This is a genomic window from Desulfolutivibrio sulfodismutans DSM 3696, assembly GCF_013376455.1.
Lineage (GTDB): Bacteria > Desulfobacterota > Desulfovibrionia > Desulfovibrionales > Desulfovibrionaceae > Desulfolutivibrio > Desulfolutivibrio sulfodismutans.
This window is the reverse complement of the sequence record NZ_CP045504.1, coordinates 810,693-833,646: the sequence shown is the minus strand read 5'-3', so window position 1 is coordinate 833,646 and position 22,954 is coordinate 810,693. Positions and strand designations below refer to the sequence as shown.

16 protein-coding genes and 1 tRNA gene are annotated in these 22,954 nt (G+C 57.3%); 10 read left to right on the top strand and 7 right to left on the bottom strand.

Features of this window, described 5'->3' with window-relative positions; genetic code table 11:
* The first annotated feature begins 192 nt into the window (after nucleotides 1-192).
* The 5 genes from GD606_RS03910 to GD606_RS03890 all read left to right on the top strand — a co-directional run bounded on the left by GD606_RS03910 (nucleotide 193) and on the right by GD606_RS03890 (nucleotide 6,565).
* Nucleotides 193-1,407 (top strand): efflux RND transporter periplasmic adaptor subunit, encoded by a 1,215-nt coding sequence (locus tag GD606_RS03910; protein WP_246298955.1) that lies wholly within the window; start codon nucleotides 193-195, stop codon nucleotides 1,405-1,407.
* Nucleotides 1,407-4,532 carry an efflux RND transporter permease subunit gene (locus GD606_RS03905; protein ID WP_163300628.1) on the top strand — a complete coding sequence of 1,042 codons (3,126 nt, stop codon included), beginning with the start codon at nucleotides 1,407-1,409 and terminating at the stop codon, nucleotides 4,530-4,532. The genes GD606_RS03910 and GD606_RS03905 overlap by 1 nt, the downstream gene beginning before the upstream one ends.
* 156 nt (nucleotides 4,533-4,688) lie before the next feature.
* Nucleotides 4,689-4,764, top strand: a tRNA-Thr gene (locus GD606_RS03900).
* 380 nt (nucleotides 4,765-5,144) lie between these two features.
* Nucleotides 5,145-5,393 carry a hypothetical protein gene (locus GD606_RS20880; RefSeq protein WP_163300627.1) on the top strand — a complete coding sequence of 83 codons (249 nt, stop codon included), beginning with the start codon at nucleotides 5,145-5,147 and terminating at the stop codon, nucleotides 5,391-5,393.
* 173 nt (nucleotides 5,394-5,566) lie between these two features.
* Nucleotides 5,567-6,565 carry an SMP-30/gluconolactonase/LRE family protein gene (locus tag GD606_RS03890; RefSeq protein ID WP_163300626.1) on the top strand — a complete coding sequence of 333 codons (999 nt, stop codon included), beginning with the start codon at nucleotides 5,567-5,569 and terminating at the stop codon, nucleotides 6,563-6,565.
* Between the two features lie 381 nt (nucleotides 6,566-6,946).
* Here the strand turns inward: GD606_RS03890 and GD606_RS03885 are convergent, their stop codons facing one another.
* Nucleotides 6,947-7,540 (bottom strand): YbaK/EbsC family protein, encoded by a 594-nt coding sequence (locus tag GD606_RS03885; RefSeq protein ID WP_163300625.1) that lies wholly within the window; start codon nucleotides 7,538-7,540, stop codon nucleotides 6,947-6,949.
* A gap of 543 nt (nucleotides 7,541-8,083) precedes the next feature.
* Between GD606_RS03885 and GD606_RS03880 the strand changes: the two genes are divergently transcribed.
* A complete protein-coding gene (locus GD606_RS03880; RefSeq protein ID WP_163300624.1) occupies nucleotides 8,084-9,124 on the top strand; it encodes an Lcl C-terminal domain-containing protein in 1,041 nt (346 codons plus the stop codon).
* Nucleotides 9,125-9,303: 179 nt separating this feature from the next.
* Here the strand turns inward: GD606_RS03880 and GD606_RS03875 are convergent, their stop codons facing one another.
* Nucleotides 9,304-10,131 (bottom strand): flagellin N-terminal helical domain-containing protein, encoded by an 828-nt coding sequence (locus GD606_RS03875; protein ID WP_163300623.1) that lies wholly within the window; start codon nucleotides 10,129-10,131, stop codon nucleotides 9,304-9,306.
* Between the two features lie 513 nt (nucleotides 10,132-10,644).
* On the opposite strand from GD606_RS03875, the gene GD606_RS03870 reads away from it, so the two are divergent.
* From GD606_RS03870 to GD606_RS03860, 3 genes are all read left to right on the top strand, one after another.
* Entirely contained in the window at nucleotides 10,645-11,886 is a 1,242-nt protein-coding gene (locus tag GD606_RS03870) for an Lcl C-terminal domain-containing protein (RefSeq protein WP_163300622.1), read from the top strand.
* A gap of 212 nt (nucleotides 11,887-12,098) precedes the next feature.
* Nucleotides 12,099-12,560, top strand: a complete 462-nt coding sequence (locus GD606_RS03865) for a translation initiation factor Sui1 (RefSeq protein ID WP_309550387.1) — start codon at nucleotides 12,099-12,101, stop codon at nucleotides 12,558-12,560.
* A 235-nt stretch (nucleotides 12,561-12,795) separates the two neighbouring features.
* A complete protein-coding gene (locus GD606_RS03860; protein ID WP_163300620.1) occupies nucleotides 12,796-13,776 on the top strand; it encodes a C1 family peptidase in 981 nt (326 codons plus the stop codon).
* A gap of 104 nt (nucleotides 13,777-13,880) precedes the next feature.
* Here the strand turns inward: GD606_RS03860 and GD606_RS03855 are convergent, their stop codons facing one another.
* From GD606_RS03855 to GD606_RS03845, 3 genes are all read right to left on the bottom strand, one after another.
* Nucleotides 13,881-14,918 (bottom strand): Lcl C-terminal domain-containing protein, encoded by a 1,038-nt coding sequence (locus GD606_RS03855; protein ID WP_176629194.1) that lies wholly within the window; start codon nucleotides 14,916-14,918, stop codon nucleotides 13,881-13,883.
* A 489-nt stretch (nucleotides 14,919-15,407) separates the two neighbouring features.
* Nucleotides 15,408-15,689 (bottom strand): hypothetical protein, encoded by a 282-nt coding sequence (locus tag GD606_RS03850; RefSeq protein WP_163300618.1) that lies wholly within the window; start codon nucleotides 15,687-15,689, stop codon nucleotides 15,408-15,410.
* A gap of 409 nt (nucleotides 15,690-16,098) precedes the next feature.
* On the bottom strand, nucleotides 16,099-18,399 hold the full coding sequence (locus GD606_RS03845; RefSeq protein WP_163300617.1) for an ATP-binding protein: 2,301 nt from the start codon (nucleotides 18,397-18,399) through the stop codon (nucleotides 16,099-16,101).
* Between the two features lie 415 nt (nucleotides 18,400-18,814).
* Between GD606_RS03845 and GD606_RS03840 the strand changes: the two genes are divergently transcribed.
* On the top strand, nucleotides 18,815-21,064 hold the full coding sequence (locus GD606_RS03840) for a CBS domain-containing protein (protein ID WP_163300616.1): 2,250 nt from the start codon (nucleotides 18,815-18,817) through the stop codon (nucleotides 21,062-21,064).
* A gap of 161 nt (nucleotides 21,065-21,225) precedes the next feature.
* Here the strand turns inward: GD606_RS03840 and GD606_RS03835 are convergent, their stop codons facing one another.
* Together GD606_RS03835 and GD606_RS03830 are read right to left on the bottom strand one after the other, a co-directional pair.
* Entirely contained in the window at nucleotides 21,226-21,444 is a 219-nt protein-coding gene (locus GD606_RS03835) for a hypothetical protein (RefSeq protein WP_163300615.1), read from the bottom strand.
* Between the two features lie 496 nt (nucleotides 21,445-21,940).
* A complete protein-coding gene (locus tag GD606_RS03830) occupies nucleotides 21,941-22,735 on the bottom strand; it encodes a DUF2092 domain-containing protein (RefSeq protein ID WP_163300614.1) in 795 nt (264 codons plus the stop codon).
* Nucleotides 22,736-22,954 lie beyond the last annotated feature (219 nt).

Genomic DNA, 22,954 nt, shown 5'->3' with positions numbered 1-22,954 from the left:
GCGGGAATCGTCCATGACCGGTACGGAGTCGAGAGTGTTTCCGATCCCTTCCTGATCCCCTAGCGGCCCGGCATGTGCCCGGGCGCGCGGCGTTTCAGGGGATATTTCATGTGAGAATGCGATGCAGGTGTTTCGAGCCGTGTCGGCTTTCATCCGATATTGTCGTTTTGTTTTCATCCGGAGGCAGTGCCCATGCAAGTCATGAATGCGTTTACACGTCCGCTGTCACGTTGGTGCGGACTGTCGGTTTTGACCTTGTCCCTGTTCACGCTCGCGGGATGCGGCCAGGAAAAGCAGGGGCCTCCCCAAGCCCGAGTTCCCGAGGTTTCCTACATCACCATCAGTCCCCAGAAACTCCTCTTGGCCAAGGAATTGTCGGGACGCACCTCCGCGTTCCGGGTCGCCGAGATACGCCCCCGCGTCAACGGGTTGATCCAGAAGCGTCTTTTTACGGAGGGGGGCGACGTCACGGAAGGGCAGATGCTGTACCAGATCGATCCGGCCCCGTTCGAGGCCGATCTGGCCAATGCAGAGGCCGCCTTGGCCGAGGCCCAGGCCAAGCTGCCGAGCGTCCAGGCCAAGGCCCAGCGCTACGGCAAGCTTCTCACCAGCGAATCCTTAAGCCAGCAAGACTATGACGACGCCGCCTCGGCCCACGATCAGCTCAAGGCCACCATCACGGCCCTGCAGGCCAAGGTCGCGACCGCCAGGATCAATCTGGGATACACCAAGGTCACCGCGCCCATCTCCGGCCGCATCGGCAAGTCCAGCGTGACCGACGGCGCCCTGGTCGCGGCGTATCAGACCGTGGCCCTGGCCACCATCCAGCAACTCGATCCCATCTATGTGGACGTGACCCAGTCCTCGGCCGAGCTTCTCAGGCTGAAGGAACGCCGGGAGAAGGGGTTGATCAACCCGGACCAGAAGAACCAGAACGCGGCCAATCTCATCATGGAGAACGGCAAGCCCTATGCCCTGGAGGGGATCTTTCAGTTCCGCGACGTCACCGTGGATCCCTCCACCGGCTCGGTCATCCTGCGCCTGATCTTCCCCAACCCGCAGGCGGAGATCCTGCCCGGCATGTTCGTGCGGGCGATCATCAAGGAAGGCGTCAACGACGAGGCCATCCTGGTGTCCCAACAGGGCGTGTCCCGGGACACCAAGGGCAACCCCTACGCCCTGGTGGTCAATGCCGAAAACAAGGCCGAGATGCGCCAACTGACCCTGGACCGGGCCATCGGCAACCAGTGGCTCGTGGTGGCCGGACTGGCCCCCGGGGACCGGGTGATCGTCGAGGGCCTGCAGATGCTCCGGCCCGGAACTGAGGTCAAGGCCACACCCGTTGACCAGGGCCAGACGGCCCAGGCCGATGCCCGGACGCCGAAAAGCGGTGAGGGAGAGAAGTAATGTTGTCGAAATTCTTTTTGGACAGGCCTGTTTTCGCCTGGGTCATCGCCATCTCCATGATGGCCCTTGGCGGATTGGCCATCTATAAGATGCCCATTTCCCAGTATCCGCCCATCGCCCCGCCCTCCATCTCCATCACCGCCTATTTCCCGGGCGCCTCGGCCGAGACGGTGGAGAACACCGTGACCCAGATCATCGAGCAGAAGATGACCGGTCTGGACGGGCTGCTGTATTTAAGCGGGACCAGCTCATCCTCGGGCGAGGCTAGGCTGGAGTTGACCTTCGAGCCGGGCACCGATCCGGACATCGCCTGGTCCAAGGTGCAAAACAAGCTGCAACTGGCCACGGCCAGTCTGCCCGACGAGGTGCAGCGTTCGGGCGTCGAGGTCAGCAAGTCCACCCGGAACTACCTCATCGTCGTCGGCCTGATCTCGGAAGACGGCAGCATGAACGGCGTGGATCTGCGGGACTACGCCCAGTCCAATCTGGAAAAGATCCTCTCCCGGGTGCCCGGCGTGGGCGAGGTGGAGAATTTCGGCAGCCAGTACGCCATGCGCGTCTGGCTCGATCCGGACAAGCTGCACAGCTACAGCTTGACCGTGGCCGACGTCACCTCGGCGCTTACCGCCTACAACGTCGAGGTCTCGGCCGGCCAGATCGGGGGAGCGCCTTTCATGCCCGGCCAGCACCTCAACGCCCCCATCGTGGTCCAGCATCTGCTTCAAACCCCGGAAGAATTCGCCAACATCCCCATCCGCGTCAATCCCGACGGCTCCGTGGTCCGGGTCAAGGACATCGGGCGCACGGAACTGGGCTCCGAACGCTTCGACATCGTGGGCGAGTACAACGGCCTGCCCTCGGCCGCCATGGCCATCCGCCAGGCCGCCGGAGCCAACGCCCTGGACACCGCCGACGCCATCAAGAGCAAGCTTGCGGAGATGAGCGCGTATTTTCCCCCGGGCTTGAAGGTGGTCTATCCCTACGACACCACGCCGTTCACCAGGGTGGCCATCGACGAGGTGGTCAAGACCCTGTTCGAGGCCGTGATCCTGGTCTTTTTGATCATGTACCTGTTCATGGGCAACATCCGGGCCACGCTTATCCCGACCATCGCGGTGCCCGTAGTGCTCTTGGGAACCTTCGCAGTCCTAAGCGCCTTCGGCTTCTCCATCAACATGCTGACCATGTTCGCCATGGTGCTGGCCATCGGCCTTCTGGTGGACGACGCCATCGTGGTGGTCGAGAACGTGGAGCGGATCATGTCCGAGGAGGGCCTCTCGCCCCGGGAGGCCACAGCCAAATCCATGGACGAGATCACCAGCGCCCTGGTCGGCATCGGCCTGGTGCTCTCGGCGGTGTTCGGTCCCATGGCCTTTTTCCAGGGGTCCACGGGGGTGCTCTACCGCCAGTTCTCGGTCACGGTCATCGCCGCCATGCTGCTTTCCGTGGTGGTGGCCCTGGTCCTGACCCCGGTTCTGTGCGCCACGTTTCTCAAACCCGTGCCCAAGGGGCATGAGCCTTCGGAAAATGTGATCTACTTTCTGCGCCCCTTTTTCCGCTGGTTCGACCGGGTCTTTTATCGCGCCCGGTCCATCTACGTGGGCCTGGTGGGCAGATCCTTCTCCAGGGCCGCGCGCTACCTCGTCTTGTACGCCCTGATCGTGGCCGGGGTGGGCTACCTGTTTGTGCGCATGCCCACCGGCTACATCCCGGACGAGGACCAAGGGATCCTCATGATCCAGGCCACCCTGCCGCCGGGCTCGTCCACCCTGGAGCAGACCGAGGCGGTCATGACCAAGGTCCGCAACTATTTCCTGGAGCAGGAAAAAGACGCCGTGGACAGCTTCATGAACGTCTCGGGCGTGAGTTTCAGCGGCCAGGGACAGAACATGGCCCTGGGATTCGTCAAGCTCAAGGACTGGGACCAGCGCCAAGGCGACGACCTCAAGGTCAAGGCCATCGCCCTGCGGGCCTCCAAGCGCCTCTCCCAGATCAACGAGGCCATGGTCTTCGCCTTTCCACCGCCGCCGGTGGTGGAACTGGGCATGGCCACGGGCTTCGACTTCCAGTTGCTGGATCGGGGCGGCCTTGGCCACGACAAGCTCATGGCCGCGCGCAACCAGCTTCTGGGCATGGCCAGGCAGGAGCCACGGCTGGTCAGGGTCCGCCCCAACGGAATGGATGACGTCCCGGAATACCATGTCGCCGTGGACTGGGACAAGGCCGGAGCCCTCGGGGCGCCCATCACCTCCATTCATCATACCATTTCGGCGGCCTTCGGCAGTTCCTACGTCAACAACTTCATTCAGGCCGGTCGGGTCAAGCAGGTCTACGTCCAGGCCGACGCCCCATACCGCATGCAGCCCCAGGATTTGAACAAGCTCTACGTCCGCAACACCGAAGACAAGATGGTGCCCTTCTCGGCCTTCGCCACCGGCCACTGGACCATGGGGTCGCCAAAGCTTGAGCGCTTCAACGCCTTCCCGTCCATCAACATCCTGGGCGAGCCGGCTCCGGGCCACAGCACCGGCGAGGCCATGACGATCATGGAGGACTTCGTCGCCAAGCTGCCCCAGGGCATCGGTTTCGACTGGACGGGCCTGTCCTATCAGGAACGGATGGCCACAGCCCAGGGGCCGCTGTTGTACGCCTTCTCGGTCTTCGTGATCTTTTTGTGCGTGGCGGCGTTGTACGAAAGCTGGACCATCCCCATCGTCAACATGCTCATGCTGCCGCTTGGCGTGCTCGGGGCCATCGCGGCCACGTCGCTTCGGGGCATGCCCAACGACGTCTACTTCCAGATCGGTTTTCTGACCACGCTCGGGCTGTCCACGAAAAACGCCATCCTGATCATCCAGTTCATCAAGGAGCGCATGGCTCAGGGAGAGACGCTCGTCGACGCCACGCTCGGCGCGGTCAAGACCCGGTTTAGGCCGGTGCTCATGACCTCCCTGGCGTTTTTCTTCGGGGTTCTGCCCCTGGCCATCGCCACCGGGGCCGGGGCCGGGGCCATGAACGCCATCGGCACGGCCGTGTGCGGCGGCATGCTCTCGGCCACGTTTATCGACCTCATCTTCATCCCCCTGTTCTTCGTGCTGACCTCCAGGCTGTTCAAGGGACGATGAAACAGGGGACGACAGGGAAGGGCGCAGGAGCAATGAGGGGGCGCGCACGGTTCGCAAAAGGCGAACTCCTCGCCCCAATTTTGAGCGGATGCGAACAAATCAATAAACGCCTTGACTGGCCATAATGCCGCGTGTCTCAAGCATTTTCCGCAGAAAGCCGGCAGAGCTCAGTTGGTAGAGCAGCTGATTCGTCATCAGCAGGTCTGGAGTTCGAGTCTCCATGCTGGCTCCAAGAATTTCAAGGGCTTAGGGGGTAATCCTCCTAGGCCCTTTTGATTTCCTATCAACTGCGCCAACCGGCCCGCCTGAAGATCGTGGACAAGACGGTGGGGAGAGCAGCCAGATACATCACTGCCACCTGGTTGGTGAAAAGGGTTCTCTTGGCGGGATGTATGTTGCATTGACTACGATGGTTTTTTATGTTAAATTTCGATTAGCGTAAAAAATTTAGAATAGTAGTGTTTATGTGTCGAATATCCTCCGTCCATCGATGAGGAATGTCATGGAATGACCCCATATATTTTTCATTATAATGTCACATATGCATGAGAAATTATTATTTTTCGCATTGCTCGCGTTTGTTTCTTAGGTTGTCGTGCCCGGGACGGCTCAATGCGCGTTTCCGACATACACGATCATCGACCTGGGAACCCTTGGGGGGATGGTAGTGAGAGTCAGGCTGCGGCCTTAAACGACGCAGGCGTTGTCGTGGGCTGGTCAGGAACGGCTACAGGCGACATCCATGCTTTTCGGTATGAAAATGGGATGATGACCTATCTTGGTGTTCTCTCCGTGGACTCTAACCAGGGGCGAATGGGGGGAGTGTGCAAGGGGCGTGAGATTTTTTGTGCCTGGAGTTGAGCAGTAAGTTCTAAGTTTTCGTAGAGGTTGTACCCTGTAAGAAGAATCAGAAGTGTCATTATGGGTTCACTTCCCACTTGAAAATGTTGTGCAGGAGAGGCATATAGATAGTAAATCGACTTCTGGTTTTGACATTCGAGTTGCGTAAAAAAAACGCTGCAGAGGAGGGAGGAATGATCGGGGCGACATTTTCCGCAAGACTCAACGCTTGTCTGATGTGCTTCTCATTGACGACGATCTTTGTGCTGGTGGGCTTTTCTGGACAGGCTCAGTCGGAAGGGCCACCTGTTTTTGTTGGGAAATGGGGAAGTGAAGGCACAGGTGACGGGCAATTCAATCACCCCGCTGGTGTCGCGGTAGCACCCGATGGTTCAGTTTATGTAGCTGATAAAGACAATCACCGTATCCAGAAGTTCTCCGTAAACGGCACTTTCCAGAGCAAGTGGGGTAGTTATGGCACTGAGGACGGACAGTTCAATACACCCGGTGTCGCGGTAGCACCCGACGGTTCGGTTTATGTGGCTGACTCTTGGAATCATCGCATCCAGAAGTTCTCCGCAAACGGAGATTTCCTAACTAAATGGGGAAGTTACGGCACAGAGGACGGGCAGTTCAATTACCCCTTTTGTGTCGCGGTAGCACCCGACGGTTCGGTTTATGTGGCTGATTATTGGAATCATCGCATCCAGAAGTTCTCCGCAAACGGCGGTTTTCTGACTAAATGGGGAAGTGAAGGCACGGGTGATGGGCAGTTCGATTCCCCCTATGGTGTCGCGGTAGCGCCCGATGGTTCCGTTTATGTGGTTGATAGTGAGAATAATCGCATCCAGAAGTTTTCTGCAAACGGCAGTATCCTGACTAAATGGGGAACTGAAGGCACGAATGACGGGCAGTTCCAGCATCCTCGGGGTGTCGCGGTAGCACCCGATGGTTCGGTGTATGTAGCTGATTTTTGGAATAATCGCATTCAGAAGTTCTCCACAAACGGCAACTTCCTGACTAAATGGGGAACGAACGGCACGGGTGACGGACAGTTCAACTCCCCTTTAGCTGTCGCGGTAGCACCCGATGGTTTGGTGTATGTGGCTGATATCTGGAATTATCGCATCCAGTATTTTCGACCGCATGGGGCATTCTCGCCAGGGTCTCTTCTGCTCCTGCTCCTGGAGTGATGATCTGGAGACGGTATTGGCATGCAACGGTATTTCGTGCTGGCTCCAGGAATTCAAGGGCTGAAGACCATTTAGGTGGTTTTCAGCCCTTTTTCATTGTTGCCAAATACGGTCAAAAAATAGGTCAACTGGGTGCATTTCACACCCAGTTTGCATCCACCCCTGGAAAGCATCGTTTTGATGCGGCCGCGGCCGGATGGTTGGTGACCTCGAGCCGACGAGCCCATGAGCTGAAGCGCCATCCTGGGCAGGGTGTCGGACTGGGAGACATGGCCAAGGAAGCATGGGCCATATCTGACGGTTCACGAACACGGTCATCCCGGCGGCCTTGTCCACGCCGGATATCTGCGACGCTGAAACCTGGGGGCTTCATCCTCGTGCTCAAACGCAAGAAGGAGGGCTAAGCCGCAACCTGGGCAACTCCTCGTGGTGGAAGAAATCGAGCCGTTCTTCCGTGTTGCGCGAGAACCAGAAGGCCTTGGTCCCGGAGGCGGTGAGCAGTTTATAGAGGTCGTTGCTTTTGATCCGCACTGAGATCGTGTTCGCGGCCAAGAAAAACATGAAGTTCTCGGAGGCGAGGATGGCGAGGTCGAAGTAGTGGGGCACCATCCTGTTCCCTGGCAGAAAGGGCGGCAATGAGCCTTTGGAGCCGATGGCGCAGCCGGAATGCTCTTCGATTTCCTCGGATCTGGCAAAACGGATGTTCTTGGTTCCAAACGGCTTTTTGAAATGGCGGCCGTTGATCGAGCAGTCGCAGGTGGTGACCACGAGGTGATAGCGGTCCTTGGCTTTGAGCATGATGGGTCGGCAATGGGCGCCGGTCCATCCGCATTCCTTGCGGCAGGCGATCGTGGCTTGACTCTCCGAAATTGGCGGGTGCCCCAGAAGATCGTACTCCACCTTGACGTCATTCATGAGGGCGATGATACGTCTGCAGACCTCTACCGGCAGAATTCGTTGCCTGTTTGCTGACATGGGGTTTATGACTCCTTGTGATGATGATGTCGCAACAGTCACAAGGAGCAGAAAACCATGCAGAGGTTGTCTTCATGTGAACATTCCTCCAATGTTTATGTTATTTTTGAGACAATGATCGCCACAAATCATTACAGTTATGAAAATATTGCCCAAAGCTCGTTAAGGCGCGGACGTGAGCCGTGCCTCGCCAACCTTGTCCATATGGATTGAACTGATGGACAGTCTCAAGACGGCCTGATCTTGATGGGCACATTCGTATTGGAATGATATCTGGGGGAAGTCATCACAGGTCATGTTCATCCCATTCAGCTAGTTGCATATATTTTTCGCGAGCCAGCCATGTATTTTACAATCTATGAGGCAATATCCTCTTGCAAGGTTATTAATTTTTGGATAGATTTTACTTAATGATAAAGCAATCCAAAATGTGAAGTGGTTGTGCTCGGAAAACCAGGGGGCTCAACCGATGAGATAACATCGGTGCGAGCGAAACGATACGTACGATAAATACTTCACTTCCAGTAGTCAAGGAGGTATAACGTGCATCATGGTGAGAATATGCGCCATACGAATCCGAATGTATTTAAACGGATATCGATGCAAATTTTCTTGTGTGGTGTGTTGTCGGTTCTTTTGATGACCGCGCGAGTGCATGCCTACACCCTGCCATCGACCGGGCAGGTCAAGTGTTATAACGATTTGTACGAGATCGCATGCCCGGCGCCAGGAGAGGATTACTACGGTCAGGATGGCAATTACCAGCGAGTTCCCATGTCATATCAGGACAATGGGAATGGCACGGTGACCGACCTGGTGACAGGACTCGTCTGGGAACAATCCGATGGCGGGACGAAGCGCACCTGGGAAAACGCGGTCGGGCATTGCCAGAATCTGGACTTTGCCGGGCAGTCGGATTGGAGGCTCCCCACATGGCGCGAACTGACGACGATTGTCGACATCAACAGGGTGTTCACGCCGCCAGTAATCAATCCGGTATTCCAATGCACGGAGACGACGGGAAACTATTGGGCCAACACCACGTATGTCGGCCAGGATAACGCGGCCTGGATGGTCTATTTTGGCGGCGGAGGGGCATATAATTACAACAAAACGGATTGGCAGCTCTATTCGAGGTGCGTCAGAGGCAACGCCCTCGACGTGGCTGCATATGTCGATAACGGAGACGGAACTATCACCGATACAACGACATCTCTTATCTGGGAACAAAATGGGAGTCCAAATCCGTTGGTCTGGAAAGAGGCCTTGGCCTGGTGCGAGAATCTGTCCATCGGCACAAAAACAGCCTGGCGTCTGCCAAGCATACGCGAATTGGAAAGCCTGCTGGATACGGATCGTACCAGTCCTCGCATCAACCCGCTTTTCAGTTGCGCCGCCGAACAATACACCACCGGCACGACCGAGGTGCACGACGACAACAGAGCCTGGTATGTGGATTTCAACAACGGTTTTGTCGCTGGTGGCGCGCTGAAGACCTTTCCATTCCGCTTTCGATGCGTTCATGACGCAACGGCGAAAAACCCCTCCTACAATCCATCCCAATTGTTGCTCTTTAACGAGTAGACGTTGCTCCACCATCCGCCTTCCAGGCGATTCCAGGTTGGCCCCCGAACACCTCGACTATAGGATACTTGTGAGCACTCTGTCTGGACATACCTCTAGCACGACCTCCTCGGTTCGCCAGGATGTCCGGTTGAATTGGGGGCTACTCCGGGAACCACTTCACGCTGGTTTCACAACAGTCAACTCGACTCGTCTACCAGAGTTCCCGTTGTCGTTGCTACAAAATCCAGCAAGATGGATTCCATGGATTTCGTTGGCGACTGTCGTCTGTTCTCTGCTGCCTGCGCCAATAAGGCGGACTGAGAATTCAACTGCACGGCCTGCTGTGCTAAACCGCTTTCCCTGTTTTCATATATTTCGTGAATGGCATCAATGCTTGAGGCGAGGCTGTCGACCAATGCTTTCTGGCTATTGAGATCAGCGGGTGTTGCCAGTTTGGTCGAATCCAAACTGTTGAAATCAAGTTGATTGACTGCTTGGAAGTTCACTTTGAACCCATCATTAATGAACGCCTGAATATATACAGCTCCATTGCTGTCTATCTGTTCCGTTCCCCATTTGGTGCTGTCAAGCATGTAAATGCCATTGTATTCTGTATTGGAAATATATCCGAGAATTTGATTTTTGAGGTTGTTGTAATTATCTTGCACTGTCGCGCTTGATCCACTGAGCGTTCCGCTATTGATATCGTCAATGATTTGAGCCAGCTCTTCGAGGGCGGTTTGGATGCCCGCAACGCCTTCTTTCGCAATCCCCATCATGCTTGAAGCTTCGGAAACATTTTTGGAATTTTGCTTTACTGCCCGAGAATCGGCCCGCAAAGTCCCTGTAATCGCTTCATCGTACGGGTTGGTCAAGGTTACACTTTCGTTTTCAGAAAAGAGCAGATTTCGTAAATCTCTGCCAACCGCCCCGCCCTGCAACAACGCATTGGTTATCAGATCCTGCTGGAGGAGCTGGGATGATGACTGGTAGACAAGATATCGTTCGAGGTCGGAAAGAGCCATTTTGGCCATCCCTGGTTACAATCCCGGTTTATCATCTTTTCGGATGACAGCCGCGAATCTTTAGGTCCGCTGGCCGTATCCTGGTCGCCCGGAGGACTTTTTCCCTTCTTGGTGACGAAGCGGTCATCGGAGGCGCCCCCATTCGACTGACACCATAAGGAGGAGATTGAGAGGTGACAGCGGTATATCCAGGCTTCGTGCGAATGCCTTTTTCATGGTTTATAGGTATGATGAAGGATTTTATGAAGAACATGTTGGGATTATGAGTCTTGCAGGAATCTATTCAGAACAGGGATGCTGGGAAATTATTTAAATATCCACGCGAGTTTTGTTAAAAGTGCGTTGTAAATTCATGTATGTTTTGACATTGCGGGAAGTTTGTGTATTTTTACAGTGTGCTGAAAGAGAAAAGGAGCACCGATACTTATTTTGTGAATAAAATCAGATGAACCGCCGAGAGGACAGGGGCCTTGGTGGAAAAACGGCATCGCCTAACCCATGACGAGGAAAACGATGAAAACCGCGCACATGCTCATTCTCGCTTTGCTGGCGATTCTTGTCATCCCCCACATTTGTCAAGCGGCTCCCCTGGCGCAGGTTCCGAAAACCGGACAGAAAACCTGCTACTACATTCCCTACACCGGTACGGTCCTGCCCACCCCCTGCCCTGGGACCGGCCAGGACGGCGAATTCCAGGCCGGCGTGGCATGGCCCGATCCCAGGTTCACGGACAATGCGGACGGTTCAGTGACTGACAACCTGACCGGGCTTGTCTGGCTGAAAAATGCCTACTGCAACTCCCAGATGTTCTCCTGGCAAAACGCCCTGAATTTCGCCAACAACCTTGCGGATGGTCAATGCGGCCTTACCGACGGGTCTGCGGTCGGCGAGTGGCGCCTGCCGAGCATCAACGAGCTTGAATCCCTGCTCGACTATGATCGCTATGCACCCGCACTTCCCGCGAACCATCCCTTCCTGAACGTGCAGTTCACAGATCAGGTCTCGCCGTTTTTCTGGTCGAGCACGACCCACAACGACCGGATCGACCCCATGAGCCCCACCCAGGCCTTTGCCATCGATTTTCGGCGGGGTACCTTTTATTATCACGACAAGACCGGGGCCTATTACGTGTTGGCGGTCAAAAAAGCCCGCACCACGGGAGTCACGGCCATCCCCCGAACCGGGCAGACCACATGCTACAATACGGCCGGGACAGTCATTGACTGCGCAGGCACAGGACAGGACGGCGATCTGCGGCCCGGCGCGGCCTGGCCTGAGCCCCGGTTTGTTGACACTGGAGACGGTACGGTGACCGACCGGCTTACGGGGTTGGTCTGGCTCAAGAACGCGAATTGCGCCCCCCCCTTGGGTAAGAAATACTGGTCGTCCACGCCCTCGGCCGTGGCCGGGATATCCCATGGCGACTGTGGTCTGAGCGACGGCTCCAAGGACGGCGACTGGCGTGTCCCCAATGTCCGGGAATTGTTAAGCCTGATGGACTATGAAAATACATCCCCGGCCCTGCCAAGCGGCCATCCCTTCAGCAATGTGTACATCCAGGGGGCCGTACATAACTATTACTGGACCTCTACAAGTTATTATGAATACTGGGCCAACAACTTCTGTGTCGATTTCAGAAAGGGATACATGTACGACAGGATCAAGGAAGACAGTTGGTATATCTGGCCAGTGCGCACGGCTCGTGCCGTAAACGCGGTTCTTCCGGTCATCAATCTGATCTTGAACGGAGAATAGGCTGGCCAATCGCGGTATTGCGGCCCGGCTCTGAAGAAAATCCCGTCCGCAGGGAACCTTGGAGCCGGGCTATTCGTGTTGCCCGACCCGGTGGTGCAGCATTCTTCCGTGGGATCGATCATGCAGGCGAGGTTTTTCGCTTGCGCCCGCAGGTTGTTCGAAAAAGGGGGCGCATGGCGTCTGCCGGTGTTTTTTAAAGCCTCCGGCAGCCCATGGGTCTTGATCTGCAATCCCCATCCAGTGTAGTTGGATTTCAGGAATCTTTGGACGATCAAACCCGCCTCCGGCAACCTGGGCGTGAGAATTGTATGGCAGTGCACCAACGGAAGAATTCCTGTCTGGTCTATTCCACCGACCAGGGCAAGATGTGCCCCGGCTGCGGTCACCCTGTTTCCCGTTGCGCCTGCTCCAGGACGCCGGGTACGCCAAAAGGCGACGGGATCGTGCGGATATCCAGGCAGACCAAGGGCCGCAAAGGCAAGGGCGTGTCCTGCATAACGGGCGTTCCCCTGTCGGCGGAGAAGCTCGAAGCCTTGGCCAAACAACTGAAGCAACGCTGCGGCGCAGGCGGTACGGTCAAGGACGGCGTCATCGAGATTCAGGGCGACCATCGGGATATCCTGGTTCTCGAACTGAAAAAACTCGGGTATTCGGCCAAGCTTGCCGGTGGCTAGCGGGGCGTATTTTCCAAGGGGCGCAACACGAGGGACAGGCGGCGGCGTTGCACGAAAGACGGATGTCCAGGCGGCGCTTGGCCATGATCGGGATGGGTGGAGAGATCGGAACGCTGCTTGACCAAAGTCCAAGAGGTCATGGTGTTTTTCGTTTCTCTTCGGAATGTGAACGTTCAATGCTGCGAGGCGGCTTTGGGTCTGGTGCCCAGGAAAACGGCAACCCTGGAGATGTCTGATGTTCAGTCAAGCCATACTGAGAAAATTCCTGTTGTGCGTGTGTTGCAGTATCCTGGCGCATCCGGCCATGGCGCAGGATCTTACCCTGCCGGAACTGCAGCGTCTGATAGCCGAAAAGAACCTTTCATGGACGGCCGGGGAAACCTCTGTCTCCCGTTTGACGCCGGAGGAGAAGGCGCGGTTGGCTGGCGGCCTGCCGGAGCAGGGCGAAGGGGCCGTGCCTAGACGACGCGCCCCGCTTCCGGCCGCAGAGCTGCCTGCCGCCTTGGACTGGCGGAACTATGATGGGAAAAATTATGTGACGCCCGTGCGTGACCAGAAAACCTGCGGCAGTTGCTATGTGTTCGCTCCGGTGGCGGCCCTGGAATCGAAACTGTTGCGGGTTTACAACCGTCCGGGGACGAACCTCGATCTTTCCGAGCAAATCCCTCTGTCCTGCTCCGGAGCCGGCGATTGCACCTCGGGAACTGCAAGCATGTCCTCAAATTATTTGCGCGATACCGGAACAAGCACGGAAGCCTGCTATCCCTATGCCAACACGATGGGCGAGTGCGACAATGCCTGCGCCAATTGGGAACTGGCGCCCTACACGTTTGCGTCCTGGAATTATGCCAACTCCGGCCAGCTCACCACTCCGGACGTGATCAAATCGGCGGTGTTCGTCTCTGGGCCGGTCGTGGCCCGCATGGTGATTTATTCCGACTTTTATGACTACACCGCAGGGGTGTACGAGCAGGTGTCCGGAACGTATCGGGGCGGACATTTTGTCTTGGTCGTTGGCTGGGATGATAGCAAGAGCGCCTTCTTGTGCAAGAACAGCTGGAACACCACCTGGGGTGAGCAGGGGTATTTTTGGATAGGGTACTCGCAATTGACGAATGTCATCCGTTTCGGCGAGTGGGTCTATGCCTATGAAGGAGGCTCTGGTCCCCTGGCCGCATCCGTTCCACAGGGGCTTTTACTGTTAAACGGCGAGTGATCCCCTCCCGAGGGCGCCGCAGCCGCGCACCGAAAGGCCTGTTCATGCCGGAACCGGGCAGATGACCAGCAGCATGACGTTATGCTGCGGAATCGTGCATGTGATCAGTTGTTGATAAGAAGTAGTGAATTGGCGGGGACCGTCGATGCGGATGTTCCCCCGCTGTACACGCAACGGACATAATACATGTAGTACCGGAGATTCCCGTAGTAGCTCGCCTTGGCGGCGTCGAAATCCACTCGCCAGGACTCCGCGCGGGGACAGACATAGGGCGAACCGCTCCAGTAACGGCGGCCGGGGGCGGGCTCGATGAATTCCGGCGAGATGGGCATTTCGTCGGCCGAGTCAAAGATCAGGGTCTCCAACTCCTTTTTGTTGGGCAACCGCCACTCCGTCTTGCCCCCCGTGTCCCGATTCTCGCAATAGGCCAGGGCGTCCTTCCAGGTCATGTTGGCGTCGCTTCCGGCCCGTTCCCAAACCAGTCCGGTGGTGGAATCCGTGACCGTGCCGTCGCCGTTATTGACATAGACGGATTCGGGGATGGAGCCCCCCCGGACGCAACGGACGTTATTTTCCACGGACATGTATGACTTTCCCCACTGCCCGGCATTGAAATCAACGGAATAGCGATAGGCGGTATAGGGATCTCCATCCTTGGAGATGGTCCAATACAGGTTGTTGACACAGGGAAAAGTCGGATTGATGGCCGGTTCCACGCGTCCGTCGTCGGTGATGCTGAGCAGTTCCTTGCGGGTGGGCAGCCGCCAGTCCGTCTGTCCGGCCAGATCGAGATTCTCGCAATAGGAAACGGCATTGTCCCAGTTGAGGATGCCTGCCTGATTCCCGGCCTGCCAGATGAGTCCCGTGACCTGGTCGGTTATGGTGTCGCCGTTTGCCGTATAGGACAGGGCCGTACCCATGCGATAGTTTCCATCCTGGCCGTAGAAATCCTGGCCGGATGCCGGGCAGGGGATCTGCGCCGTGTCGTTGTAGCAGGTGGAAATGCCGGTCACGGTCAATTTATAAGCTTGGGCCGATACGACCATGGAATACAGAAAAAACATTGTAACGAATGAGGATAACAGCAGCATCTTTGGGAACGATCTGAAGCCACGCGAAATGATCATCCTGACGTGGTGCATGCCGGTTCTCCTTGCTGGAGTTCATGGTATGTGTCTGGGTGAACGGGGAATCGAAAATTCACTCCATTACGGACTTTCAATCATTCAATCGCAAGCATTCCTGTAGAAATGTGAATCATTTTTTTTAATACAGAAGGATATATGTATGTGCAAGCAAAATATTGCACATTTTCCGCAACCCATTGTTATGCTTCATGGTATGTGTGCAACGGCTGGCTGTTGAGGATACGGGGAAGACCTTTGGCGCCGGAGAGATATACGGATAGTGCTGCGAGGATACTCTCACGCCGGTCTGGAGAGCGGATGGCTGATGGATTCCAGGCGGCGCCGAGTGGACGGGGCAAGATATTTCCGAGCATCCCGATCCTGACTTCTCTCCGGCGACGATGCGAGTCGAATATATCGCCATGAACCATTCAGTGCGCAATCACGCACGAGTGAAACGCTGTATCAGCGTTCCACTCGTGTGTTGTTACATGCCATGAATTGTTAGCGTCGAATGATGCTGGTCGTTCCGGACAGCCTGGGCGTGTTCTTGTAGACGGGTTCATTGCTGATTGTCAGAGGATTTCCCTTGTAGACCGGTTCGTTGCTGATCGTTAAGGGGTTTCCCAAATAGGTCGGTTCGTTGCTGATCGCCAAAAGGGAGCCAGTCGTGTCCACGTCGGGGGCGTCGAGAAGTCCGAAGAGGTCGAAGGCCTGGGCCTGGTTGGTCAAAGCGATCCCGACGACGACGGTCAGGGTGATACATGCGGTGCGAATGGCGTTCATAGTTTTCTCTCCTCAAGGTTGTGCTGCATATGGTGTTGCCGGACAATGAGCAGTGATCATGCCAGTGCTCCTTTTTTGGAACATGCCGTACTTCCTTATAATTATAAAACTACCCGGGGCATGTCTCCGTGGAGGGGCGCTGCCCGGCAAACAAATCGCGATATTCCGTCAAACTGCGGAAAGGCCAGAGGCGCTGTGGGAAGGCAAACCGAAACATATCGGGATCGCGGTTTGCACCAGCAGGCCGGGGAGTGGGGCGCACCGTCTTTGCCAGTCTCCGCATCATTTCGGGGATCGATGGCCTGGCCGCCATGAACTTGCCAAGCGGCCCTTCAGTTCCTGGAGGGGGCAGCGAGGGCGGGGTTCCGCCATGATGATAGAATGGGGAAGGGGGCGCCTTGGGACGGACTTATGCCTGGGTGGGCGGCTTTTTCATCACCCTGGCCATGACTTCTTTGAGAATCTCCATATCGACTGGTTTTGAAATGTAGCTGTCCATGCCAGCGGCCAGAAATTTTTCCTTGTCCCCGGCCATGGCGTAAGCCGTCATCGCAATAATCGGGATCGTGGACTTTTCTTTGAATTCCGGAGAGGTACGAATGGCGTTGGTCGCCTTGACGCCATCCATGACAGGCATCTGGACATCCATCAGGATGATGTCGAAGTCCTGCTCCTTGAGCCGCTGCAGGGCCTCCTGGCCGTCATTGGCGGCAATTGCCGCATGCCCATGCCGTTGCAGCAAGCGCACGATGGAGAGCCTGCTTAGGGCATCATCTTCGACAACGAGGATTTTGAAGAATCCGGCGGCAGGCTCACGGTCCTGCTCGGTGTCGGTTTGTCCGGACGTCTTTTCGACGGGGAGAGTGAAGGGCAAAGAAAAAGAGAACGTCGACCCTTGGCCTGGCGTGCTTTCCAGGGCAAGTTCACCGCCCATGAGGGTGACCAGTCGTCGCACGATCGACAAACCGAGCCCGGCCCCCTGGTAGCTCCTGACATACGCGTTCTCGCCCTGGACAAACGGTTCGAAAATGGCCTGGGCATGTTCCTCGGAAATGCCGATGCCGGTGTCGGAAATCGTAAACAGGATGCGGCATGACGCGTTCCCGGTGAACGGCAACGGGGAGATTCCCACCGCGATGTCTCCATGGTCGGTGAATTTGATCGCATTGCCGATGAGGTTGAAAAGCACTTGCAGCAAACGTGCTTCGTCGCCGATCAGGGTCGCCGGGGTCTTCCCGTCGATGGTAAACGTGAGCCCGAGGCCTTTCTCCCTGGCGGCCATGGCAAAGAGGTCCATGATCGATTGTTCGACTGTCCGGAGGTCGAACTGCGAGGCCCGCAGGCTCAGTTTGCCTGCCTCGATTTTCGACAGGTCAAGGATGTCCGTGAGGAGTCTCGTCAGCCGTTTGGCGGCCGTGAGGGCGTGATGAGCGTATTCGCGTTGCTCGTCATCAAGATGCGTCGCCTCGATAAGCTGGAGCATTCCCATGACGCCATTGAGCGGGGTGCGTATCTCGTGGCTCATGTTGGCGAGAAATTCCGATTTTGTCCTGCTGGCCGCTTCGGCCTGGGACTTGGCCTCTTGCAAGGCCTCCTCGGAGAGCTTGCGTTCGGTGATGTCACGACCCACCGACTGAATCTCCACAATGGTTCCCGCATCATCAAAGAATGCGCGGTTGGAGAACTGCACCCAGCGCACGTCGCCTTTGGAGTTCATGACGCGGTTTTCAATGGTCACAATCGGCGATTGCGGGCTAAGGCGCGAAAGTTTTTCCTGTATCCAGGGAATGTCGTTTCCCTCGACAATCGTGTGCCACTTCGTGCCAACCAGCGCCTCGCGGCTTTTTTCAAAAAAGTGGCAATAGCCTTGATTGACATAGACAAACGTCCCGTCCGGGACAAATCGGCTCACAAGATCAACCTGTTCCTCGACAATGGAGCGATACCGTTCCTCGCTTCTTCGCACGGCGACTTCCGAGGATTTGCGCCGACGATCAAGATAGCATACTGCGGCAAGCACGATGACCAGAAAGCCGACTCCAAACGCCCAGATCATGACATGCAGGTTTTGCTCTTGGCTGCTGAAAACCGCGAACGTCCGGTCAAAGGGCTCCATGGGCACGGTCACGCTGATGCCGCCCCGGATATCGCCGAGGTGGTATCCCTGCTTGGCGTGGCATTTGAGGCAGGGCTTTTCCACGAACATGGGCCGCATGAAACGAAGAACCGGCTCATCCTTCTCACTATCCAAATAATGGACTTCCTTTACACCATTGCTAAAGGATTGCAGGGCCTTGACCTCCCATTCCGTAGGCGCGTTTTGCGGGCGGATTGGGGTAAGACTCGTGATGTGTCCTTTGAGGCCTGTCCCCTCGGCCATCAGTTCATGGACCATGCGGGTCATATAGGCCGGATTGACCATGGTGAGCTTTTGGCCCGAGGGCATGGTCAGGTCTCGATTGGGGATATCCAGATAGGGATTCGGAGGCGCAAGGTCCGATTCTTCCGCATAGACGCCTCCGAGCCGGGCGTTCCAGAGCCGATAGGCGAGATCTTTTTCAAAAGCGATCCTGGCTTCTGTAACAGCTTGTAAGTACAGGCTTTCTCTTTGGATTCCCAGCGTGTGCCCATAGGAGAAATAGATCACGTAGGACCATATGGAAAGGGCCGCAACACCAGCGTAAAGGAATTTACAGCGTCGATTCAACATGAGTTCCTATATAAATCATGGCATTGTACAGGCGAAACGGGAAAGTGCATATTTGAAATACATCGAAGAGGGTTCTGCATTACGTCTACACCAAGGCAGGTTTATCGTCGAGAAAATATTGCTGCGAATACGTGGCCTTTTCGATTGGTCTGGAAGAGGCGAAATGCACGGGCGGCAACCGCTATTGGGTGAAAGACCTCTGCGAATGACCTTGATGAATTGTCTCAATACTATGAAATAATTGGGATTTTCACTTCAGCTGCAGCGTGGCGTCCGAAGTCGTTTGGGAAATCCTGCCGTCGGCCAGAAGCGAGGCTTGAATTGGGCGACAAAGGCGCGTAGAGAGTGAGAGCCTGCTTCCCAGGCATATTTTCTCACGCCGACCGGGTGTAGAATGTTCTACGCTGGGAGGACCATGGGAAGTGAAGAGACCATAAGAATCGTGCCGACCCACGTCATTACGTCCTCACAGGACGTCCCTCTCGTCGATGCCGCCGAAATCATGCGGCGCAACAATATCTCGTGCCTTCTGGTCACCCGGGGCGGCATGCCTGTCGGCATCCTGACCGAGCGCGATCTGGCCCGGTTTCTGGAACGGGTCGGTGGCGACGTCACAGGCTATCAGGTCCGCGATGTCATGAGCGCGGCCGTGGTCACCATCTCTGAAAATGAGGATATGTTTGCGGCTTATTCCCTGATGTGCGGGAAAAACATCCGCCATCTGGTGGTTGTGGACGAGCAGGGCCGGGCCGTGGGGGTCAAGACCTTTTCCGACCTCATGCGCCGCCTGGGCGAGGAATACCTGTCCGAAATGAAGACCGTGGGCGAGGTCATGACCCGCGATGTCCTGACCGTGGGGCCGGATCAGACCGTCCGTGAGGCCCTTCGGATCATGGGGCAGCGCGGCCTCAGCTGCGTGCTCGTGGTCGAAGGGGACAGGCCTCTCGGCATCCTGACCGAGCGCGACCTGACCCGGCTGGTCTCCTTCGACCATTCGGCCGGGACACGGGTTGTCCGGGAGGTCATGAGCGCACCGGTCTCCTCTGTCAGCCCGGGCGATTACGCCTTCGAGGCCGTGGCCAGGATGGAGAGCCTCGGCGTCAGACACCAGGCCGTCACCGACGATTCTGGCCGACTTTTGGGTCTCATCACCCAGACCGATCTCGTGGCCACCCTGGTCAAGCGGTACGCGCAACTGGAGTTCATGGTCCGCAAGCGCACCCGCCAACTGGTCCGCAAAAACGAGGAACTTGAATATTCCAATCAACAACTGCGACACCTCGACGAAATGAAGTCGGCGTTTTTGAGCTCCGTTTCCCACGAACTCCGTACCCCGCTGACCTCGCTTCTGGGGTTTGCCAAGATCACCGGCCGCATCTTTACCGAACGCTTCGCCCCTCTTGTCGGCGACAGCCCTTCGCTTTTGAAGTTCAGCCAGCGCATTTCCCGCAACCTGGAGGTCATGACCCAGGAAGGGGAGCGCATGACGCGGTTGATCAACGACTTTTTGGATTTGACCAAGATCGAGGCCGGAAGGGTCGAGTGGCGCGACAAGCTTATCCCGGTGACCGATTTCGTGCTCCATGCCTGCCATGCCGTGCGCGGGCAGTTTGAAGCCAAACCCGGGGTGGAGCTGCGAACCCATGTGGCCGAGGGGCTGCCGCAGGTCTTCGTAGACATGGACCGCATGCTCCAGGTCATGGTCAACCTGCTGTCCAACGCCGCCAAATTCACCGACGCGGGCTCGGTCACGGTGTCGGCGGCCAGCATCGACGACGCATTCGTCGAGATTCAGGTCGCAGATACCGGAAGGGGCATCCCACCCCAGTCGCTGCATAAGGTTTTCGATAAATTCCAGCAAGTTGAGCGGTGCAGCGCCGAAGGGAATTCCGAGGGGACAGGGCTTGGGCTGGCCATCTGCAAGGAAATCATCCAGCATTACGGCGGCCGCATCTGGGTCGAATCCGAACCAGGCCAGGGCAGCGCGTTCAAGTTCCGCCTGCCTGCCGCACAGCCGTCACGCAGCGGGTATGGGGCAATTCTCACGGGGGTGCCCTCGGACGGCGGCGACGAAGCCGATCCGCTCATTCTCGCCGTGGATGACAGTCCGGGTATCCGCGACTATCTGGAACAGCTTTTTCGGGATGACGGATTTCGCATTGTCACCGTCGGGGATGGCCAGTCGGCGCTTGCGGCGGCCGAGGAAATGCTGCCCCGGTGCATCGTCATGGATCTGATGATGCCGGGCATGGAAGGCAGCGAGGCCATACGCCGCCTTCGGGAGAATCCGGCCACCGAAAACATCCCCGTGGTGGTGCTGTCCGCCTATCCCTATCGGAGCCAGGCCGGGGGCGATGTCGTCCTGCCCAAGCCCGTGGACGAGGAGCAACTCCTGCAGGCCGTCCGGGGGCTCATCCGGGGAGGCCGTATCAAGGGGCGCAAGTGCATCCTGGTGCCCAATCCCAAGGGCCAGGGCAACATGCTCATGATTTCGGCGGGCAAACTGCGGTATGTCCGTCCCGAGGAGTTGCAGGAAAACTTCACGCAACGCTTCAGCGGCACCATGTTTCTGTCGGGCGGGGCCAAGGATCAACGGACCTTGCGCAAGCTCTCCGAGATCGACGACGTGGTGGTCATGATCCTTCCTGAAAACGAGGACGATTAGTCGGCATTTCATCTTTCCTGGCGTGAGGGGAGGGCGTGCGCCGCATCCGGCGCGCTTGGCCCGTCATGTCCGGGTTCGTGGTGTTTGCGGGATGACCGCTCTGTCCGGCGGCACGGGGAAAATCCGTGCCGCCGGAGGGCGTTTGTGCGCTTGGCGGCGAATTAGGGGCAGGGAATGGCCTTGTAGACCTTTGCGCCGCCATCATAGGTTTCCAGGAAGCACTGGCCGCCGTCCCGGTAGATGGTCTGATTCGCCGAGTTGGAGATGGCGATGGCCGTTGCCGGCAGGACCGTCAGCATAGCCCCGATGGCGATTCCGGCGGCGACGCTGCCGGACGACGGGCCGTAATACCCCCCGTAGTAGGGTGGCGGAACCGGCACGGGCACCGGAACCGGCACAGGCGCCGGATAGGGGCGCCCTGGCGCCGGTGGGCGATACCCGGGAGCGGGCGGGCGGGCGACCTGGCCTCGGGGCGGGGGACCGCCGGGGACGCCAGGGCCGCCGGGCCGTCCGACGTTTCCGGGGCCGCCAGGACCGCCGGGCCGTCCGATATTGCCGGGACCGCCGGGGACGCCAGGGCCGCCGGGCCGTCCGACGTTTCCGGGGCCGCCAGGACCGCCGGGCCGTCCGATATTGCCGGGACCGCCGGGGCCGCCGGGCCGTCCGACGTTTCCGGGGCCGCCAGGGCCGCCGGGCCGTCCGACGTTGCCGCGCGGGGCCTGGAAACCGCCGCCGCGACCACCTCCGCCTCCGCCGCCGCGGCCGCCGCCGCGCGCATCGGCGAGCAAGGGGGTGAGCCAGTCGCCGCTCAGGACCAGGGCCAGGGCAAGCAATGCGGCAAGGCCAAGAAATCCCAGGCGTCGTGTACGTGACGGATTACTTGACGGCATGTCCGCCCCCTTGCCTTTCCAGCTTCAGGTGCATGAACATGTTTTCGTCACGGGTGAAATGCGGCGCTGGCGTGAAGGCAAAGACCGAGGCGGCGTAGTCCGCAAACTGCCAGTCCCTCAAAACGGCTGAAAACTGGGGGGCCAGCGGCATGAATTTCTCGGTGATGACCATTTTGCGTAAAAGGGGCTTTTGACCCTCTTCAATCCACAACTGCCAATCCATATCGGTTCCCTGGAAGAACAGATGGTGGCAGCGTGTCTGTCCGACAAAGCCCATGCCGAGAGAGGTGAGGGAAAGATAGTCCACCTTGGCGCAGGTCTCGTTGCGAAGCATGTCGCCCAGGGGTGAGTCGAGGCTGTATTTTTCGCTCAAAAGATCGACCAGTGCGTCGTTGTCCAACGAGGCAGGCAGTTGATTGTAGAGGCTCCTGTCGTCTAAGGCCAGGGTGAAGGTCTTTCCATCGTAAACAGAGGTGGCGGAGACGTCGTCGCCGATGGTCACGATCTTGAAGGCGTTGGGGCGTTGCACTGTGACGTCCATGGTCCGAGCCATCTGTATCTTTGCCGTCCCATCATAGACGAGGTCCACGAGGATATCGGCCTTGAAGGCGTATCCTTTGAGTCCGGCCATATACGAGCAGGCTTGCTCATAGATGGCCAGGGCTTTGGGATCGACCACCTTTGCAGCGGGAGCCTTCCGGGCGGACTGGGCGGGGAGAGACAGGGCAAGGACCATGAAGACTGCGGAAAGCGAGAGGCAGGTTCGAAAAAAGATGCGCATGATCTCCTCCGGATAAGATAGGCAAGGTGTGGGCCGGTGGCCTTGCAATGGCCCCGGAAAGGTATCCTTCCCGAATACATGGGGACATGTCTGGTTCCATTGAAATGCTAGAGGGGATGATCTTCGAAGTCAACACGGCAAGCGGGGGCTATTCCAGTATCTTTTCTGAAAACATCAATGTATTTATCAGGTTATATACATGAAGGCACGTCTGTCCTG

Bases quoted from the DNA above. Each gene is read 5' to 3' on its own strand.
- GD606_RS03830 (WP_163300614.1), bottom strand. From the start codon at position 22,735: ATGCGCATCTTTTTTCGAACCTGCCTCTCGCTTTCCGCAGTCTTCATG.
- GD606_RS03885 (WP_163300625.1), bottom strand. From the start codon at position 7,540: ATGTCAGCAAACAGGCAACGAATTCTGCCGGTAGAGGTCTGCAGACGT.
- GD606_RS03890 (WP_163300626.1), top strand. From the start codon at position 5,567: ATGATCGGGGCGACATTTTCCGCAAGACTCAACGCTTGTCTGATGTGC.
- GD606_RS03850 (WP_163300618.1), bottom strand. From the start codon at position 15,689: ATGAACGCCATTCGCACCGCATGTATCACCCTGACCGTCGTCGTCGGG.
- GD606_RS03875 (WP_163300623.1), bottom strand. From the start codon at position 10,131: ATGGCTCTTTCCGACCTCGAACGATATCTTGTCTACCAGTCATCATCC.
- GD606_RS03905 (WP_163300628.1), top strand. From the start codon at position 1,407: ATGTTGTCGAAATTCTTTTTGGACAGGCCTGTTTTCGCCTGGGTCATC.
- GD606_RS03870 (WP_163300622.1), top strand. From the start codon at position 10,645: ATGAAAACCGCGCACATGCTCATTCTCGCTTTGCTGGCGATTCTTGTC.
- GD606_RS03845 (WP_163300617.1), bottom strand. From the start codon at position 18,399: ATGTTGAATCGACGCTGTAAATTCCTTTACGCTGGTGTTGCGGCCCTT.
- GD606_RS03860 (WP_163300620.1), top strand. From the start codon at position 12,796: ATGTTCAGTCAAGCCATACTGAGAAAATTCCTGTTGTGCGTGTGTTGC.
- GD606_RS03865 (WP_309550387.1), top strand. From the start codon at position 12,099: ATGGGTCTTGATCTGCAATCCCCATCCAGTGTAGTTGGATTTCAGGAA.
- GD606_RS03840 (WP_163300616.1), top strand. From the start codon at position 18,815: ATGGGAAGTGAAGAGACCATAAGAATCGTGCCGACCCACGTCATTACG.
- GD606_RS03855 (WP_176629194.1), bottom strand. From the start codon at position 14,918: ATGCACCACGTCAGGATGATCATTTCGCGTGGCTTCAGATCGTTCCCA.
- GD606_RS20880 (WP_163300627.1), top strand. From the start codon at position 5,145: ATGCGCGTTTCCGACATACACGATCATCGACCTGGGAACCCTTGGGGG.
- GD606_RS03910 (WP_246298955.1), top strand. From the start codon at position 193: ATGCAAGTCATGAATGCGTTTACACGTCCGCTGTCACGTTGGTGCGGA.